This window comes from Meiothermus taiwanensis WR-220, assembly GCF_003568585.1.
GTDB classification, from domain to species: Bacteria; Deinococcota; Deinococci; order Deinococcales; family Thermaceae; genus Meiothermus; species Meiothermus taiwanensis.
The window spans coordinates 961244-976826 of the sequence record NZ_CP021130.1; the positions used below are offsets into that span (position 1 = coordinate 961244).

Annotated in this window: 16 protein-coding genes, 1 pseudogene and 1 riboswitch; of the genes and pseudogenes, 8 read left to right on the plus strand and 9 right to left on the minus strand. The window is 62.9% G+C overall.

Translation table 11 applies throughout. The features are described from left to right. Position 1 precedes the first annotated feature (1 nt). From MTAI_RS04795 to MTAI_RS04815, 5 genes and pseudogenes are all read right to left on the minus strand, one after another. A complete protein-coding gene (locus MTAI_RS04795) occupies positions 2-904 on the minus strand; it encodes an NAD(P)/FAD-dependent oxidoreductase (protein ID WP_027888384.1) in 903 nt (300 codons plus the stop codon). Next, the gene (locus tag MTAI_RS04800) at positions 901-1698 is read right to left on the minus strand and encodes a thiazole synthase (protein ID WP_027888385.1); all 798 of its coding nucleotides are present in this window, start codon (positions 1696-1698) and stop codon (positions 901-903) included. The genes MTAI_RS04795 and MTAI_RS04800 overlap by 4 nt, the downstream gene beginning before the upstream one ends. Before the next feature lie 2 nt (positions 1699-1700). Beyond that, positions 1701-1907 carry a sulfur carrier protein ThiS gene (gene thiS, locus MTAI_RS04805; protein WP_027888386.1) on the minus strand — a complete coding sequence of 69 codons (207 nt, stop codon included), beginning with the start codon at positions 1905-1907 and terminating at the stop codon, positions 1701-1703. Next, positions 1894-2520, minus strand: a complete 627-nt coding sequence (gene thiE / locus MTAI_RS04810) for a thiamine phosphate synthase (protein WP_027888387.1) — start codon at positions 2518-2520, stop codon at positions 1894-1896. The genes thiS and thiE overlap by 14 nt, the downstream gene beginning before the upstream one ends. Before the next feature lie 56 nt (positions 2521-2576). After that, positions 2577-2683, minus strand: a riboswitch (TPP riboswitch). Then, a pseudogene (locus MTAI_RS04815) lies at positions 2658-3784 on the minus strand (integrase core domain-containing protein). It overlaps the preceding riboswitch by 26 nt. Positions 3785-3925: 141 nt before the next feature. Between MTAI_RS04815 and MTAI_RS04820 the strand changes: the two are divergent. Next, the gene (locus MTAI_RS04820; RefSeq protein ID WP_027888875.1) at positions 3926-4618 is read left to right on the plus strand and encodes a hypothetical protein; all 693 of its coding nucleotides are present in this window, start codon (positions 3926-3928) and stop codon (positions 4616-4618) included. Here MTAI_RS04820 and MTAI_RS04825 read toward each other — a convergent pair. Further along, positions 4596-6065 (minus strand): bifunctional ADP-dependent NAD(P)H-hydrate dehydratase/NAD(P)H-hydrate epimerase, encoded by a 1470-nt coding sequence (locus tag MTAI_RS04825; RefSeq protein WP_027888874.1) that lies wholly within the window; start codon positions 6063-6065, stop codon positions 4596-4598. The genes MTAI_RS04820 and MTAI_RS04825 overlap by 23 nt on opposite strands. Positions 6066-6112: 47 nt before the next feature. Here MTAI_RS04825 and MTAI_RS04830 point away from each other — a divergent pair, with 47 nt between their 5' ends. Beyond that, a complete protein-coding gene (locus MTAI_RS04830) occupies positions 6113-6844 on the plus strand; it encodes an SIR2 family NAD-dependent protein deacylase (RefSeq protein WP_027888873.1) in 732 nt (243 codons plus the stop codon). Here MTAI_RS04830 and MTAI_RS04835 read toward each other — a convergent pair. Then, positions 6836-7540, minus strand: coding sequence for a TVP38/TMEM64 family protein (locus MTAI_RS04835; protein ID WP_027888872.1), 705 nt, complete (start codon positions 7538-7540; stop codon positions 6836-6838). The two genes, MTAI_RS04830 and MTAI_RS04835, sit on opposite strands and share 9 nt — an antisense overlap. Positions 7541-7674: 134 nt before the next feature. On the opposite strand from MTAI_RS04835, the gene MTAI_RS04840 reads away from it, so the two are divergent. Continuing rightward, the gene (locus tag MTAI_RS04840) at positions 7675-8361 is read left to right on the plus strand and encodes a monothiol bacilliredoxin BrxC family protein (protein WP_027888871.1); all 687 of its coding nucleotides are present in this window, start codon (positions 7675-7677) and stop codon (positions 8359-8361) included. A gap of 90 nt (positions 8362-8451) precedes the next feature. On the opposite strand, the gene MTAI_RS04845 is transcribed toward MTAI_RS04840, so the two are convergent. Next, the gene (locus MTAI_RS04845; protein WP_223299807.1) at positions 8452-9558 is read right to left on the minus strand and encodes a class II aldolase/adducin family protein; all 1107 of its coding nucleotides are present in this window, start codon (positions 9556-9558) and stop codon (positions 8452-8454) included. 154 nt (positions 9559-9712) lie between these two features. Here MTAI_RS04845 and MTAI_RS04850 point away from each other — a divergent pair, with 154 nt between their 5' ends. Both MTAI_RS04850 and MTAI_RS04855 read left to right on the plus strand, forming a co-directional pair. After that, positions 9713-10786 (plus strand): glucose-1-phosphate thymidylyltransferase, encoded by a 1074-nt coding sequence (locus MTAI_RS04850; protein ID WP_027888869.1) that lies wholly within the window; start codon positions 9713-9715, stop codon positions 10784-10786. A gap of 8 nt (positions 10787-10794) precedes the next feature. Further along, positions 10795-12189, plus strand: coding sequence for a mannose-1-phosphate guanylyltransferase/mannose-6-phosphate isomerase (locus tag MTAI_RS04855; protein WP_027888868.1), 1395 nt, complete (start codon positions 10795-10797; stop codon positions 12187-12189). Here MTAI_RS04855 and MTAI_RS04860 read toward each other — a convergent pair. Next, a complete protein-coding gene (locus MTAI_RS04860) occupies positions 12172-13026 on the minus strand; it encodes a glycosyltransferase family 2 protein (protein ID WP_043982057.1) in 855 nt (284 codons plus the stop codon). The two genes, MTAI_RS04855 and MTAI_RS04860, sit on opposite strands and share 18 nt — an antisense overlap. A 44-nt stretch (positions 13027-13070) precedes the next feature. Here MTAI_RS04860 and MTAI_RS04865 point away from each other — a divergent pair, with 44 nt between their 5' ends. The 3 genes from MTAI_RS04865 to MTAI_RS04875 are packed head-to-tail and all read left to right on the plus strand — an operon-like array spanning position 13071 to position 15383. Next, complete coding sequence (locus MTAI_RS04865) at positions 13071-13604, plus strand: dTDP-4-dehydrorhamnose 3,5-epimerase family protein (RefSeq protein ID WP_027888867.1); 534 nt, start codon at positions 13071-13073, stop codon at positions 13602-13604. A 20-nt stretch (positions 13605-13624) separates the two neighbouring features. Then, a complete protein-coding gene (gene rfbB, locus MTAI_RS04870) occupies positions 13625-14653 on the plus strand; it encodes a dTDP-glucose 4,6-dehydratase (protein ID WP_027888866.1) in 1029 nt (342 codons plus the stop codon). Then, the gene (locus MTAI_RS04875; protein ID WP_027888865.1) at positions 14640-15383 is read left to right on the plus strand and encodes an SDR family oxidoreductase; all 744 of its coding nucleotides are present in this window, start codon (positions 14640-14642) and stop codon (positions 15381-15383) included. Before rfbB ends, MTAI_RS04875 begins: the two co-directional genes overlap by 14 nt. The last annotated feature ends 200 nt before the right edge of the window (positions 15384-15583 follow it).

The following is a 15583-nucleotide window of genomic DNA, read 5'->3' on the forward strand; positions in this document are numbered from 1 at the left end:
TCTATCGGGGTGTCTTCCACAAGTCCAGTACCATCTCGGCCACCCGGCGGGCGGTGGCCGGGGCCAGCAGGATGCCGTTGCGCCGGTGCCCCACAGCCGCCAGCACACCCGGTGCAACCGGCCCCACCGTAAGCCGGCCCGCCGGACGGTAGCCCCAGTAACTCTCCAGGATGGGGGCCCCTCTGAGGGGTGGGAAGGCCTCGGCCCGGTAGCGCTCGAGCCAGGCCAGCCCCTCCGGCTCCACCCCGGGCCGCCAGGTCTCCCGCTGGGTAGCCCCCAGGTAGGTCTGTCCGTTCCGTGGCAGGGCGTATCCTTCTCCTACAAAGACCGGGCCCGGCGGGGGTGGGGCGGCCAGGCGGAGGGCCTCCCCTTTGAGGGGGTGGATCTCCAGCCCGAACCGCCCCGCCCAGGCCCCGCAGGCGATGACCACCCAGCGGGCCGGGAGGCGCCGGCTGGCAGTCTCGACCCAACCCTCTGAGAGGCCCGTGACCTCCTTCCGCTCGATCCGCCCTCCCAGGCGCAAAAAGGCCTTCTGGGCCGCCTCCAAAAGCCGAACCGGGTCGGTGTACCCCCCCGGCTGGGGGCGGTGGTGGGCCAGGGCTTCCCAGCCCGCGGGGGGGTGCTCGAGCGGCCAGACCCCTCCCAGGATCAGGGGAACCTCCACCCCACTTTTCTCGCGGAGCTCCGCGACCAGACTGGGGTACTCGGCCAGGCCCTCCTCGGCCCAGGCCCGCACCTCCCCAGAGAGCCCTTCAGCGTCGGGGGCCAGCATCCCTGCCGAGGCCCGGGTGGCCTGGCCCTCCTTGCCCGCCTCGAAGAGGGTGACCTCGAGGCCCGCCCGCACCAGCCGGTATGCGATAAGGCTGCCGATGATGCCACCCCCCACCACCGCCACCTCGCTCATAGGGGCAGCTCCGGTTGTGGCAGGGGCACGCCCTGGGCTGGGCTGGAGGGGCTGGCGGTAGGGCGCTCGGGCATGGGCCCGGCCTCGTAGGCCCGGCGCCCCGCCTCAACAGCCAGCCGGAAGGCGGCGGCCATCGCCACGGGATCCTGGGCCTCGGCGATGGCGGTGTTGACCAGCACTGCGTCGGCTCCCAGCTCTATGGCCCCGGCAGCCTCCGAGGGCCAGCGCAGCCCGGCGTCCACCACGATGGGTGGTAAGTGGGCGCGCTGCTGGGCGAAAATCTCCAGCATGGCCCGGTTCCTGAGGCCCTGCCCCGAGCCGATGGGGGCGGCCAGGGGCATCACGGTGGCGCAACCGAGCCGGGCCAGCCGCTGCGCCAGCACCGGATCGGGGGCGATATAGGGCAGCACCACGAAGCCCTCCTGCACCAGAATTTCTGCGGCGTGCCAGGTTTCCACTGGGTCGGGCAGCAGGTAGGTGGGATCGGGGATGACCTCCAGCTTGACCCAGTCGCTGCCTGTAAGCGCCCGCCCCAGCCGTGCCAGGCGCAGGGCTTCGGCTGCGGTGCGGGCCCCGGCGGTGTTGGGCAGCACTCGGTAGCGCTGCCAGTCCAGGGCTTCCAGCAGACCCTGGTGCCCGGGGGCCTTTGCCTCGACGCGCCGGATGGAGACGGTCACCACCTCGGCCCCGGAGGCCTCGAGGGCCTCCCGCATCAGTGTGAAGTCGCGGTACTTGCCCGTGCCTACGAGCAAGCGACTGTTCAGGCGCTGCCCTGCGATTATCAGTGCGTTCATGGTTAGCCCCCCTGCATCAAGGTCACGATCTCCACCACGTCCCCCGTCACCAGGGTGCGATCCGGCCAGCGGCCTTTGCCCCAGATCTCTTCGTTGAGCAAGACCACGACCGCCTCGGGGTTAACTCCCTGTTGGCGGCATACCGCCTCCACCATCTCACCAAGGCTCTTTCCTTCGGCCTCCACGGCCCTGCCGTTAATCCAGACCATCCAGCCACCTCCGCATCTGCCTTGCGGCTCTCTCGGGATCGGGCGCATCCAAGATGCTCCGCACCACCGCCACCCGGCGGGCGCCGGCCTCCAGCACCCTGGGTAAGGTGTGCTCGTCGATGCCGCCTATGGCGAACCAGGGCAGCCGGAGGTTTTGCGCGGCCCACCGCACGTAGGCCAGGCCCGCCGCCGGCCGCCCTGGCTTGGTGGGGGTTTCCCAGACCGGCCCCACCGAAAGGTAGCCCGGGCTGCCCTCGAGCGCAGCCTGCTCCCGCAGGGCCTGCGCGGGCTCATGGGTGCTGCGCCCGATCCAGCCCGCAAAAAAGCGCCGGGCCTGGGCCACGCTCAGATCCCCCTGCCCCAGGTGCACCCCGTCGGCTTCCAGCAGAGCCGCCAGATCGGGGCGGTCGTTGATGACCAGCGGCACCCGGTAACGCACGCACAGCGCTCGTAACCTCTCCCCCAGGGCCAGGATGGCCTGGGCCTCGAGGTTCTTGGCCCGTAGCTGCAACAGATCCACCCCGCCCTCCAGGGCCGCCTCGAGGCGGTGCAGCAGCTCCGTCTGGGTTTGACCGGGGCGTGGGGTCGCTACCAGATATAGTTTCCCGTGCAAAAAACCACCTCCTGAACCGGCCAAGGGTCAGGAGCAAGGCGCACATCAGGTTGTAGGGATTTCTCCATGGGCTTCCCTCCGCCGGTACTAACCGGATCAGGTTCCAAGGGTTACAGGGTTTTCCCTGCTCTCAGCCCCTACAGGGGCACCCCTAGCCGATCAACTCGATGATACTGGGCTGCCAGCGGCCAGGTCAAGGTGATGTAATCGGTCAATACATTTGAGACTCCAGGGGAACCGACACCTCCTGTAGCTTAGCCAGGTACTCCACCGGCGCCAACCCCCCCAGGGCCATGTGCGGCCGGTGCAGGTTGTAGTGCTCCAGATAACCCTCCAGCTCCCCTTGAATAGCCTCTATCCCCAGCGGTAAAGCCCGCGTGTAAAACTCATCCCGAAACGTCCGCTGCAGCCGCTCTACCATCCCGTTCAGCTTCGGACTCCTCGGCGGCAAAACAAAAAGCTCTATCCCCAATACCCGACAACCCTCCTCAAACTCCGCCATGAACTCGCTGCCCCCATCCACCTGGATCGCACGGATGACACAAGGACATCGCCGCACCAGCTGCTGCAGAAAATCCAGCGCCGTCTTAGCACTCGCCCGGCTGTACACCCCCGCCGTCCCCCAGCGGCTTACCGTGTCCACCGCCGTAAACTGCCGCAGACCCGTCCCGTCCCCCAGATCCACCCACAGCGTATCCACCTGTACCAGATCCCCAGGCCGCAGCGCCGTGTACTCCGCGGGCTTCCTCCGGGCATAGGGCCGCTGGCTCTTCCTGCGCAAACGGGCCTTACGGTTTCTGGCCAGGAAAGCGCTCACCGGCTCCACCCGGCCGCTTCGCTCCAGGTAGCTCAGGATGCGTCCTACCGTGCGTTCGCTTAGGGTGTAGCCCTCTCTGTGCAGTCTCTGCCCGATGCGCCAGCGGCCCCAGGTGGGGTTTTGTTTGCGCAGCCGCTCTATGCGTATGAGGACATCGGGTTTCCAGTGTACCTTCCGGCGCAGCTTCCTGGGTTTGCGGCTTTTGGGTTTGAGGCCGGCAAGGTCTTGTTCTTCGAGTCTTTTTTTCCAGCGGTGGTAGGTGGCCTTGCTGATGCCTACCAGCTTTTGGACTTCGTCCCAGGGAACTTTCTTTTTTCTGAGGGTCTCTACCAGTTTGAGCTTCCGCAGGCGCTCGGCCACGACGGGGTCGCCGGCGCCTGCTTGTTCGAGCTGGCTGGCTTGGTTGGCGGCTTTGAGCAGGGGTTTTCCAACTGTAGTAAGCTGCATCTGGGGGAACCTCCTTTCCAGAGTCGGTTCCCCCTATTCTCTTTCGCTCAGAGTCTCACATGTATCCGGCCGAGCACAGGTGATGCGGGCTATTTTTGACGCAAGGCTTTAGCAAAAGGCGTATGATGACAGGGTTCGGATATGACCTACCTTTGGCTGGGCCTTCTATGGTTGCTCTGGGGGGCGGGCTTGCTGGGCGACTCCTTTGCCCGTAGCCTGGCCGTAAGCCTCTCCAACTTTGTGGGGGCCTATGCGCTGTGGTGGGGGGCGGCCCGCTCGCCAACCATCCTGCGTGGGGCCTTATCCGGTCTGGCGGTAGGTCTGCTGGTGCTGGGTGTGGGGGATCTGCTGTACACCTATAACCTGGCCTCCGGTCTGGACACCCGGGCCCTGCGTGAGGGCATCTACCTCGTCGGTGCGGTTCTCCTGTTGTTGATGGGTGGTCTGCTTCCTTTCCGCATGGAGCGCCAGGGTTTGTACCCCCTTGGTTTTGCCCAGCGGCTGGCCTTGCTGGCTGGGCTGGGAGGGGTGCTGCTTTCGGCCCTTGCTACCCTAATCCGTCCTCTGAGCCTGCTCGAGCTGATCTATGCAGGGGTGGCCTTCTCCCTGACCTTGCTGTTTGTTCAACAAACCCCGGTGTTGGCTGGTGGACGCATTGGGCGTTACCTGCGAGGCGTGGTCTGGGCGCTGGTGCTGGGCAGCCTGGCGCGATTGGTTTATATCTTGGGAGGTGCGCCGCCGGCGCTGTGGTCTGTTGTGGCCTACGATGTTTTGTGGATGCTGGCTATGAGCGTTCTGTTGCTGGGTGTTATCAAGGCTCCCAAAAATCCCTGACGCGATCTAGCTGCAACCGTTTCATGGCCGATGGCAAGGCTTCGGCGACCTCATGGGCTAGCAAACCCGGCTTGCGGGCGAGGTCACCGGCCAGCCCGTGTAGATAGACCCCCAGCCGGGCGGCCTCCCAGGCCGACAATCCAGCGGCCAGCAGGGCAGCGACCACCCCGGAAAGCACATCGCCCATCCCGCCGCTGGCCATATGGGGGTTGCCGGTGCTGTTAACAGCCAGCAGGGGCGATGAAGTGGGGGCTCCTGGGGGTTGCCAGGCCAGCACTGTGGGGCCGCCCTTGAGCACCACCACCAGCCCTGGGTACCGTTCGGCCAGGGCTTGGGCGGCCTCGAGGGGGGCACGGGCGATCTGTTCGCTGGGGATGTCCAACAGGCGGCTGGCCTCGCCGGGGTGGGGGGTTAGCACGGTGGGGAGGCCCGCTTTTGCATAGGCCGACAGCACCTGTTTATGCAGTGCGTCGGCGTCCAGCACCGTGGGTTTGCCCAGCTGCAGAGCGGCCAGTGCGGCCTTAACCCCCCCTGCCCCGGCCCCCATACCCACCGCCACTGCTTCGGCACGGACAGCCTGTAACTCGGCGTGACCCCACTCGAGCAGGGGCAGCCGCACGGCTTCTGGTGGAGGGCTGATTGCACAATCGGCGGGGTAGGCCACCGTAACCAGCCCAGCCCCGGTTCGATACGCCCCCAGGGCTGCCAGGCTGGGCGCGCCCGTATAGTTGCGATACCCGCCGGCCACCAGCACCCGGCCCACCGAGCCTTTGTGAGCGTTGCCGGGGCGGGTGGGCAGGAGCGGGCGCATTGCGGTCTTGCACAACACCTCGGGGAGGTGGGGGTTGTGCAGGGCCCTGGGGGGCATCCCAATGGACTCGAGCACAATCCGACCGCAGGCGGCCCGGTGGGGATAGAACAGGTGCTCGTTCTTCAGCCCGGCCAGGGCCACGGTCAGGTCGGCCCGGATGTGGGGCTGGTAGGGTAGGCCCGAGGGAAGATCCACGGCCACCACCGGCAGGCCGGACTGATTAACCTTCTCTACCAGATCGGCATAAAACCCCCCTAAAGGCCCCCGCAGACCGGTGCCAAACAGCGCATCCAGCAGCACGCTGTGGGGTGCAGGCTCCCAGGCCGACAGGGGGGCTATCTCCAGGCCATGGGCCTGCAGCGCCTGTCGAGCGATGGCTGCGTCGCCTGTATGGCCCTCGTCGGCATACACCCTTACCGGATGCCCCCAGTGGGCCAGCCAGCGGGCAGCCACCAGACCGTCGCCCCCGTTGTTGCCCTTGCCGCAGAGCACGGCGATTGAACGCCCCTCGAAGTGCTGCAAAAGCCGGCTGGCTGCCTGCTTTCCGGCGGCTTCCATCAGAACCAGGCTGGGATAGCCCAGCGCAACGGCCCTTTGGTCGGCTTCGCGCATGGCCTGGGCGGTGTAGAGGTACATATTCGCAATACAGCCTAGCATCCCTCGAACCTACGTACACTATGAGCATGGAGTTAGAAACCGCTCGCAAACGATTGCTGGCCGCCCGTCGGGTTGCAGTGCTTACTGGAGCCGGTATCTCCCAGCCTTCAGGCATTCCCACCTTTCGCGATGCCGCGGGTTTGTGGCAGGATTTCGATATCGAAGAATACGCCACCCCGGGAGCCTACGCCCGCAACCCCCAGAAGGTCTGGGAGTGGTACGCCTGGCGTTATCGAAAAGTGATGCAGGCAGAGCCCAACCGGGCCCACAACCTGCTGGTCAGGCTGGAGCAGCGGGTGGGGGAGGGTTTCTTGCTGGTGACCCAGAATGTGGATGGTTTGCATGCTCGAGCCGGCTCCCAACGCCTGGTCGAGCTGCACGGCAACATTGCCAGGGGCCGCTGTGAGCGCTGTGGAGAGCGGTTTCCGCTCCCCGACCCGGCCCATTTTGTGCCGCCGCCCTACTGCCCAGGCTGCAAGGCCCGGGGCCGCCCGGATGTGGTGTGGTTTGGGGAGCTGCTGCCAGCGGGCGCTTTTGAGCGGGCTCAGCAGGCCTTTGCAGCAGCCGAGGTGGCTTTGGTAATAGGCACCAGCGCCGAGGTCGAACCCGCGGCCAGCCTGGGGTGGCTGGCGCGCTCGAGCGGCGCCTATCTGATCGAGATCAACCCCAACCCCACCCCGCTCTCGAGCCAGGCCGACTGCTCCCTCCGGATGGGCGCGGTGGAGGGGATGGAAGCCCTGATGGAGGGTTCAGGATGACTTGCGCCGCCGGGCCCGGTCGTAGAGGATCCAGCCCCCCAGAACCGCCAAGCCCACGAGGGAGGCCGCCAGCAGGAAGGGCCCCAGCCGGGAGAAGTCGGCGCCCAGCCAGGCGATCACCACAGCAACCGGCAGGGCCCCGAGCGCAGTAGCCAACAAGAACTTAAGGGGGTGCATGCGCACCAGCCCGGCCACAAAGTTCACGCTGTCGGTGGGTACCACGAAGGAGAGCCGCAGGGCGATGATGGCCCAGGGGCCGTAGCGCTCGACCTGGGCCTCCACCTTGCGGCGGATATTCTCGCTAACGAAGCGATCCACCACCACCGGCCCCAGCAGCCTGGCGAGGCTATAGCCCACCATGGCGGCGATAACCGCCCCGACCCAACCCAGAAGGCCGCCCAACACCGGCCCAAACGCCAGCACCGAGACCAGCATCACCAGGGACATGGGCACCACCGAGACCAGGGTCTGGGCGATCATCAGGCCGATAATGCTCAAGGGGCCCAGCCAGCCCAGCCCGGCCACCCAGGCCTGAATGGCTTGCTGATTCCCGCTGGAGAGCAAGGCATAGATGCCATCCACGCGCTCTTTGAAGCCAGGGAAGGTGAAATAGATACCAGTTAGTACACCCGCCAGCAGCAAGGCCAGCAGTATCGGCAGTACGGGCAGGGTTCGGGATGGGGGGAGCCGTTCCATATTCAAGATTTAGGGTAATGCAAAGCATGAGAATCACCTTTGTTACCTGTCACACTCCAGAGGTAAGCATTTGGCAGGCCAGAACCAGGGTGTACCCCACGGATTTCCCGGCTTCTGGCCGCTAACATAAACCTATGAGCCTGCGTGAACGGGTTTTTCCCCTCCGAACGCCCGAGGATGTGGACGCTTTTCTGGAGCGCTTCGAGCTGACGGCCATCTTCAAAGCCAGCACCAGCGACAAAACCCTCGAGGCCATGCGCTACGTGCAGAAGTACCTCGAGCCCCGCCCCGACGTGGCCATCGGCATCATCCGCATCCCCGAAGACCGCCCGGCCTCGAACCACGTCGAGGCCCGCACCGGCATCCAGCACCAGAGCCCGCAGTTCATTCTTTTCCGCCAGGCCCGGCCCCTCTTCGACCTCGACAACTGGAAGATCAACCCCGAGCAGCTCGAGCCTTTGCTGCTGCAGCACCTGCCGGTTCACACTGGCAAACCCGTGCGCAACCCCGCGGTGGTGGGGCTTCAGGCCTACCTCGATCTGCTCGAGCGCTTTATCGCAGGGCAGCTCAGCGAGGAGCGCTTCCAGTGGGGCTACCTGGATCGCCTCAAAAAAGAGGCTGAATGGCGCTCAGACGAAGACTTCAACCTGCTGAACAGCCTGTTCCCCAACCCCGACGGACGGGCCTTTACCCCCGGCAAGGTGGTGGCGCTGGAGTTTCAGGCCCAGCTGGCCGGCCAGGCCGAGCCGCTTGTGGAGCGGGCCCGACGTTTGCGTGCTCGAGTAGAGGCCCTGCAAGCAACCAAAGTGGATGCGCTCTAGTCGCGTTTCCCACAATTACCTGCCCCCCGGTGGCAGGTAATTTACCCAGTACAGCAAAATACGCTGTACTGGGTATTCGTGGGAAACGCTCTAGGACATGGGTACCTGGCGCAAAAGCCGGCCCTCGATGCGTTCCAGAATCTCCTCGAGGCTGTGCCCGGTAATGGTCAGGCCGTGGTTTTTGAGACCCACCACCGCCCGGCTGGGGTCGGGGGCTTCGCGCACTTTTTCGGCCACTGCGCTGGCCAGCTCGTAGGTGCCGCAGGGGTAGTTGAACTGGGTGGAGGGGATGTTCTCCATCCAGGCGTGCACGTGGATGATGGCCCCTACCTGGGGGTGTTCGCGGTAGATCATCCAGTGCTCGATGGCGTCCACACTCACCCGGCGGGGCTCGATCCCCGGTGGCACCGAGAGGCGCATGGCGTTCTGGATGGGGTCGTAGTCGGTGACCATCAGGATGTCCCGCCCCACCTCGCGCAGGCTGGCCTTGTCCACCCCGCTGGCCGACATCCAGAAGCGCCGCTCATCCTTGCGCACCGAAAGGTTGCCATAGGATAGCCCGCCAATGCCATACAGCCGCTTGACGTGGCGTAGGTCTTCGGGGGGCAGAATTTCCTCGATGGGAAAAGCAGCCGGGAGCAGATCCCACTCGGCCAGCTTGCGGCCTGCGGCGCTCAGGCTCTGGGTCAGGGCATCGCCCTGCCAGAGCTGGGGCTCGAGGTCGGCTTCAAAGATGTTCTGCACCACCAGCACCGAGGAGGCGATGGGGTGGATCCGCTCGAAGACGCGCTCAGCAAAGCCAGGCCCCTCGGGTTCGTGGTACTGGCCGAGCTCGAGGGTCAGAAAATAGGCCCCCTGGCCCGGCACATACACCACCAGCATGTTGGAAAGGGCCCGTACCAGGTAGCTGTACAGCCCGGCGATGGGGTCGGGGGGCATCTGGGGCAGCTCGAGGAAGGAGATCACCATGGTGCCCTGGGCCTTGCGCCGGTAGGGGATGGGTTTTTCGGCCTGGATAAAATTGAGAACAGCCCGCGGCGCCTCGGCCTGCGGGTCTAGGATGTAACCTTTGGCCTCGAGTACCGCACTCAACGCCTGGGCTAAGTTGGCTAGACCTGGGGTGGGCGCGCCGTGGAGGGCAAAACGGGGAGGGGTAGCCTCGAGGCCGAAGGGCATGCTGCTACTGGACTGAACCATATCGCAACCTCCGGAAGTTCGACTGTCGGTAGCCAAAAGCGCAGAACAGGTCGTTGAAGGGTACTCGGGCAGTCGCAGCCTGGCCTCGATTCTACAACATGCAGGGAAAGGACTTGCGAATGGGGCGTTCGTATTGGATAGACTGAGCAGGCTTATGGAACTCAAGGGACTGGTTCTCTCTGGAGGTAAAGGCACTCGCCTGCGCCCCCTAACCCACACCCGGGCCAAGCAGCTTATTCCCATCGCAGGTAAGCCCAACCTGTTTTATGCGATCGAGGATCTGCTCGAGGCCGGCATCCGCGACATAGGGGTCATCCTCAGCCCGGAGACCGGCGACGAGGTGCGGGCGGCGCTGGGCGATGGCTCGCGCTGGGGGGTTCGCCTGACCTACATCGTGCAGGAAGCGCCGCTGGGCATCGCCCACGCAGTCAAGACCGCCCAGGGTTTTCTGGCCGATAGCCCGTTCGTGCTCTACCTGGGCGACAACCTGCTTTCGGGCGGCATTAAGCACCTGGTGGAAGAGTATCTGCAAACCCGCCCGGAGGCCATCGTCTTGCTGACCCCGGTCGAAGACCCCCGGGCCTTCGGGGTGGTGGTGCTGGACGAGTCTGGCAAGGTGATGCGGCTCTTGGAGAAGCCCCAGAACCCCCCGTCCAACCTGGCCCTGGTGGGGGTGTATCTGTTTAGCCCGGCGATTCACGCCGTTATTAATCAACTAAAGCCCTCGGGTCGGGGCGAGTACGAGATCACCGAGGCCATCCAGGGCCTGGTGGACGGTGGGAAGCGGGTGGTGGCCCACCAGGTGCGCGGCTGGTGGAAGGACACCGGCAAGCCCGAAGACCTGCTGGATGCCAACCGGCTGGTGCTCTCGAGCCTTGTGCGCCGGGTGGAAGGCGAGCTGGCCGATTCCCAGGTGGTGGGCGAGGTGGTGGTGGAGCCGGGGGCCCGCATTGTGCGCAGCACCGTGCGGGGCCCGGCCTACATCGGGGCCGGGGCGCTGGTGGAGGATGGGTTTATTGGCCCCTACACGGCCATTGGCAAGAACGCCAAAGTGATCTCCAGCGAGGTTGAGTACTCGATTCTGATGGATGAGGCCCAGGTTTACCGGCTGCCCTACCGTTTGGACAGCAGCGTGCTGGGGCAGGGGGTGGTGGTGGATGGGCAGGGCAACGCCCGCCGCCATACCCTGCAGCTGGTGCTGGGCGATCGCAGCCGGGTGCGGCTTTAGGAGTGCGTATGGTAGGTGTAATTCTTTCGGGCGGTGCGGGAACCCGGCTATGGCCGGTCTCGAGGGAGCTTTATCCCAAGCCCTTTATGAAGCTCCCCGATGGCCAAAGCTTACTGCAAAAGACATTTCTGCGAGCTTTGAGGGCCGGGGCCAATAGGCTGCTTACTGTTACGGGTAAGGAATACTACTTCAGCACACTGGGTGAATACCAGGCCCTGGAAACCACAGTGCAGAGTTCTTTTATTGTTGAACCTCAGCGGCGCAATACTGCACCTGCGATTGCAATGGCTGCATTGTGGGTTGCTGAGCAGAATCCTAAAGAGTTGATGCTGGTATTGCCTGCCGACCAACTGATTTCCCCTGATGTAGCTTTTGCTGAGGCTGTAGAGCAAGCTCAGCGCCTGGCACAGCAAGGTTACATGGTTACTTTTGGTATTCAGCCCAGCTACCCCGCAACGAGCTTTGGTTACATACAGCGGGGTGAAACTCTACAAGAAAACGCTTATAAGGTGAGTCGTTTTGTAGAGAAGCCAGATAAGGCCACTGCGGAGGATTATCTAAAAAGTGGATGTTACTTCTGGAATGCTGGGATATTTTGCTTTCGGGCGGATGTATACCTGCAAACGCTTAAGCAACTCCAGCCCCACATGTACGAGGCAGTACTGGCGTGCTGGCAGGCTACCAAGAAAGAAGACCCGATCTACTTGGATGCCGCGCTTTATAAGCAGGTACCCAGTGACTCAATAGATTATGCAGTGATGGAAAAAGCCCAGCACGTAGCTGTAATAGCCGCTGGCTTTGATTGGAGTGACCTGGGTTCTTGGGATGCGGCATTGCAAATGGTGCCACCCGATGCAGACGGCAACCGGGTGTTGGGTGAAGTGGTGCTACTTGAGACCAGCAACACCTTTGTGCAAAGTGAAGACCGGGTTGTAGCGGTTATTGGGGTGAGCGATTTAGTAATTGTAGATACCCGAGACGCTTTACTGGTAGCCCGGCGGGATAAGGCTCAAGATGTAAAAAAAGTGGTGGAGAAACTCACGCACATAAATCACGAGACCATCCGCCGACACAGAACAATCCGGAGGCCTTGGGGTACGTATGTAACCCTAGAAGAGGCCAGCAGCTTCAAGATACGCCGGGTGACCGTCAAACCTGGCCACACCCTCTCTCACCACTTGCATCATCACAGAAGTGAGCACTGGACGGTGTTAAAGGGAACTGCTCAGATTTGGCTAAACGGTCAGATACAGATGCTTCGTTCAAACGAATCGATTGGCGCACTGGCCGGGGTGTCCCATCAAATTTACAATCCGGGCTTACTTGACCTAGTCTTAATTGAGGTACAGACAGGGGAATATCTAGGAGAAGATGATGTCAAGCTACTAGATAGCCTTGTCTGATACCTGACGGGTCGTTTCAAATACCGAAGCCTCCATGTTTCCCCCGCTCAACATTTTTGCAATCTCCCGGTACCCCTCCCGGAGCACGAGATTGGGATCGAGCCACTGACGCAGATGGGCCTCGAGCCAGACCGCTTTTCGGTGCAGCCCATGCAGGTGTGGGTAGTAATCCTGTGTGAACAGCAGGCCGCCCCGGTAGCCCTCGGCGATAAAGCGGGGGTCTTTGGGGGTGGAGCTGCCCCCCAGGTGGAGCACCCGGCGGGGAACTAAAAGCACCTGCCAGCCCTTGCGCCGGGCCCGGGTGCACCACTCGAGGTCTTCGTTGTAGAAGAAAAAGCGCTCGTCCATCCCGCCAATCTCCTGCAAGGCCGATTTTCTAACCATGATGAGCGCACCGGACACCCAACCGACGGCCCTGGGGCGGCGCAGGTTCCAGTAGTTGGGGGCATACAGTGGGCCAAACGACTGTAGCCGCCCCTGGGGTGTGTAGAGGGTAGGCCCGGCCATCGCAGCCCTGGGGTGGGCCTCTAAGGCTGCTTGTAGGGCCTCGAGGTCGCCCGGCTCCAGGTACACGTCGCTGTTCATCTCCACCACCCAGGGCCTCTGGGCCACCTCGAGGCCCCGGTTGACCGCATAGGCGTAGCCGCGGTTGGGTAGGCGCAGCAGCCGAACCTCGGGGTAAGAGGCCGCTACCCAGTCGGGGCTGCCGTCGGTAGAACCTGAGTCAGCCACAATCAGCTCGGCTTGCGGGTAGTAGGCCTTGAGCCTTTGCAGGCACTCGCTAAGGATGCCCTGGGTGTTGTGCGATACGATGATGATGGAAAGTTCTTTGCTCATTTTGTGCATAGAAGTTTGGCCCGTGATTTAGTATAAGGAGCGGTATGACCCTGGACGAGCAAGTTCGGATAGCCATAAGTTACCAAAATTACTCAGCCCCACCTCCCATAGAGGGAGTGGTGTCTTTTTCTCTCAAAAAGCACCGGGCCCTCGAGGGGGCCTTCATGGAGTACCTGCGCCTGAAAGATGGGCGGGTAGAGGGCTTTCCAACCCCCTTCGAAGCCCGCCAAATATCGCTTTCCTGGGCAGTCCCGGGTCGCATTAATGCCTTTCACCTGCACCCCAAGCGCACCCAGGACGAACTCTGGTGCGTGGTGCAGGGGGCCTTGCTGGTGTGGTTGGTGGATGTGCGGGCCGACTCCCCAACCAAAGGAACCAAGCGCTCCTTCCTGCTTTCTGGCGAGGCGCCCTCGCTTCTGTACATTCCTTCGGGTGTAGCCCACGGCTACCGTGCGGGCCACCAGGGTGCGCTGCTGCTGTATGCCATGAACGACCAGTTCAACCCCTCCGACCCCAACGAGGGCCGCCTGCCCTGGGATTTTTTTGGGGCTGAGCTGTGGGCTGAAGATCGGGGTTAGCTCAAACTTTGGTGTGAAGCATGGATAAGACCGTTCAAAAAAAGTTTAAGCGGGTTGTGGTTACCGGAGGAGCCGGGTTTATTGGGGCCAACTACGTGCGCTATGCGCTCTCAGCCCACCCCGATTGGCAGATTGTGGTGCTGGACAAGCTCACCTATGCGGGCAATCTGGAGAACCTGGAAGCCGTGATGCACCGGATTGAGTTCATCCAGGGCGACATCGCCAACCCCGCCGATGCCCACAAAGCCCTGCAAGGGGCCGATGCGGTGCTCAACTTTGCCGCTGAGAGCCATGTAGACCGTAGTTTGCTGGATGCACGAGCATTTGTTCGTACCAACATCGAGGGTACTTTGGTGCTCCTCGAGGCCGCCCGCCAGGCGGGGGTGCGCCGCTTTTTACAGGTATCCACCGACGAGGTATATGGCGATTTGAGCGGTACCGAGCGGCACTCCCTCGAGACCGATCCCTTCCGGCCCCGCTCGCCCTACGCGGCTTCCAAGGCCGGGGCCGAACACCTGGTGCTGGCCTACGGTATCTCGCACGGCCTGGACGTAGTAATTACGCGCGGCTCCAACACCTATGGCCCCTACCAGTACCCCGAGAAAATCATCCCCTTGTTCATCACCAACGCCCTGGAAGACCGGCCCCTGCCCATCTACGGCGACGGCTCGGCGGTGCGCGACTATATGCACGCCTTGGATCATGCCGCCGGTATAGACCTGGTTCTGCACAGGGGCGCCAGCGGCGAGGCCTACAACCTGGGAGCGCGGGAGCAGGTCAGCGGCGTTCAAGTGGCAGAGGCCATCCTGCAAGCCCTGGGCAAGCCCCTGTCTCTCAAACAATTTGTGACCGACCGGCCCGGTCACGACTACCGCTACTCGGTAGACCCTTCCAAGGCCGAGGCCCTGGGCTGGGTGCGCCGCTACAGCTTTAGCCAGGGTTTGGCAGAGACCATCGAATGGTACGTGCAAAACCCCGGCTGGTGGCAGCGGGCGCGTGCAAAAAAAGAACACCAGAGCCTCATGCAGACCTGGTATGAGCGGCGCTGAAGCTGGAGGGGTACTGCTGACCGGCGGAACGGGCCGCCTGGGTACGGCGCTGCGGGGTCTTTTGCCCGGGCTTGTCGCGCCCAGTCGGGCCGAGCTGGACATCACAGACCTGTCCAGCGTTGAGCGGGCTTTTGCAAAGTACCAGCCAAAGGCCGTGGTACATGCGGCAGCTTACACCAACGTTGCCCAGGCCGAGATCGAAAAAACCCTTTGCTGGAGGGTGAATGTGGAGGGTACCCGGAATCTGGTTCGGGTTGCTATGGGGTACGACCTGCACTTTGTCCACATCTCAACCGATTATGTGTTTTGGGGGGATGTGGGGGGATACCGGGAGGACGACCCGGTGGGGCCGGTGCGCAACTATTACGCTCTTTCCAAACTGGTGGCCGAGGAACTGGTGCGGCTGCTTCCACGCCACCTGATTATCCGCACCTCTTTCCGTCCTTCGCCCTGGCCTTATCCTACGGCCTATACCGATCTCTTCACCAGCCAGGACTACCTCGAGGTCATCGCCCCGCAGATTGCCCTGGCCCTGCAAAACCTCCAGCGCATTCCGTATAACACCCTCCACATCGCCACCGAGCGCAAATCGGCCTACGAGTTGGCCCTGCGCACCCGCCCGGACGTTCAGCCAGCTTGCCGCCAAGAGGCCTTGGTGGCGCTACCTGAAGACGTATCGCTGGACATTGGCCGCTGGCAAAATCTACTCAGTAGCTGGAATCTTACATGAGATCTGCGGCCCGTTCTTCGAGGCTATGATTTTTCTAACCGAAGAAAATTGTACTTGGTATAAACTATAGCACACTTCAATTGCGATTCGGGGTAAACTTTTAGTGGGCGGGTACATACCTCCACTCAACAAGAAAAGCTGAACATCCGGACATCTGAGATGGTGGGTTGGTATGAAGCATCTAGAAGACGAGATATCCC

Excerpts from the sequence above, each read along its gene's own strand:
- MTAI_RS04795 (WP_027888384.1), bottom strand. The coding sequence starts at position 904 with ATGAGCGAGGTGGCGGTGGTGGGGGGTGGCATCATCGGCAGCCTTATC.
- MTAI_RS04800 (WP_027888385.1), bottom strand. The coding sequence starts at position 1,698 with ATGAACGCACTGATAATCGCAGGGCAGCGCCTGAACAGTCGCTTGCTC.
- thiS (WP_027888386.1), bottom strand. The coding sequence starts at position 1,907 with ATGGTCTGGATTAACGGCAGGGCCGTGGAGGCCGAAGGAAAGAGCCTT.
- MTAI_RS04820 (WP_027888875.1), top strand. The coding sequence starts at position 3,926 with ATGACCTACCTTTGGCTGGGCCTTCTATGGTTGCTCTGGGGGGCGGGC.
- MTAI_RS04825 (WP_027888874.1), bottom strand. The coding sequence starts at position 6,065 with ATGTACCTCTACACCGCCCAGGCCATGCGCGAAGCCGACCAAAGGGCC.
- MTAI_RS04830 (WP_027888873.1), top strand. The coding sequence starts at position 6,113 with ATGGAGTTAGAAACCGCTCGCAAACGATTGCTGGCCGCCCGTCGGGTT.
- MTAI_RS04835 (WP_027888872.1), bottom strand. The coding sequence starts at position 7,540 with ATGGAACGGCTCCCCCCATCCCGAACCCTGCCCGTACTGCCGATACTG.
- MTAI_RS04840 (WP_027888871.1), top strand. The coding sequence starts at position 7,675 with ATGAGCCTGCGTGAACGGGTTTTTCCCCTCCGAACGCCCGAGGATGTG.
- MTAI_RS04845 (WP_223299807.1), bottom strand. The coding sequence starts at position 9,558 with ATGGTTCAGTCCAGTAGCAGCATGCCCTTCGGCCTCGAGGCTACCCCT.
- MTAI_RS04850 (WP_027888869.1), top strand. The coding sequence starts at position 9,713 with ATGGAACTCAAGGGACTGGTTCTCTCTGGAGGTAAAGGCACTCGCCTG.
- MTAI_RS04855 (WP_027888868.1), top strand. The coding sequence starts at position 10,795 with ATGGTAGGTGTAATTCTTTCGGGCGGTGCGGGAACCCGGCTATGGCCG.
- MTAI_RS04860 (WP_043982057.1), bottom strand. The coding sequence starts at position 13,026 with ATGAGCAAAGAACTTTCCATCATCATCGTATCGCACAACACCCAGGGC.
- MTAI_RS04865 (WP_027888867.1), top strand. The coding sequence starts at position 13,071 with ATGACCCTGGACGAGCAAGTTCGGATAGCCATAAGTTACCAAAATTAC.
- rfbB (WP_027888866.1), top strand. The coding sequence starts at position 13,625 with ATGGATAAGACCGTTCAAAAAAAGTTTAAGCGGGTTGTGGTTACCGGA.
- MTAI_RS04875 (WP_027888865.1), top strand. The coding sequence starts at position 14,640 with ATGAGCGGCGCTGAAGCTGGAGGGGTACTGCTGACCGGCGGAACGGGC.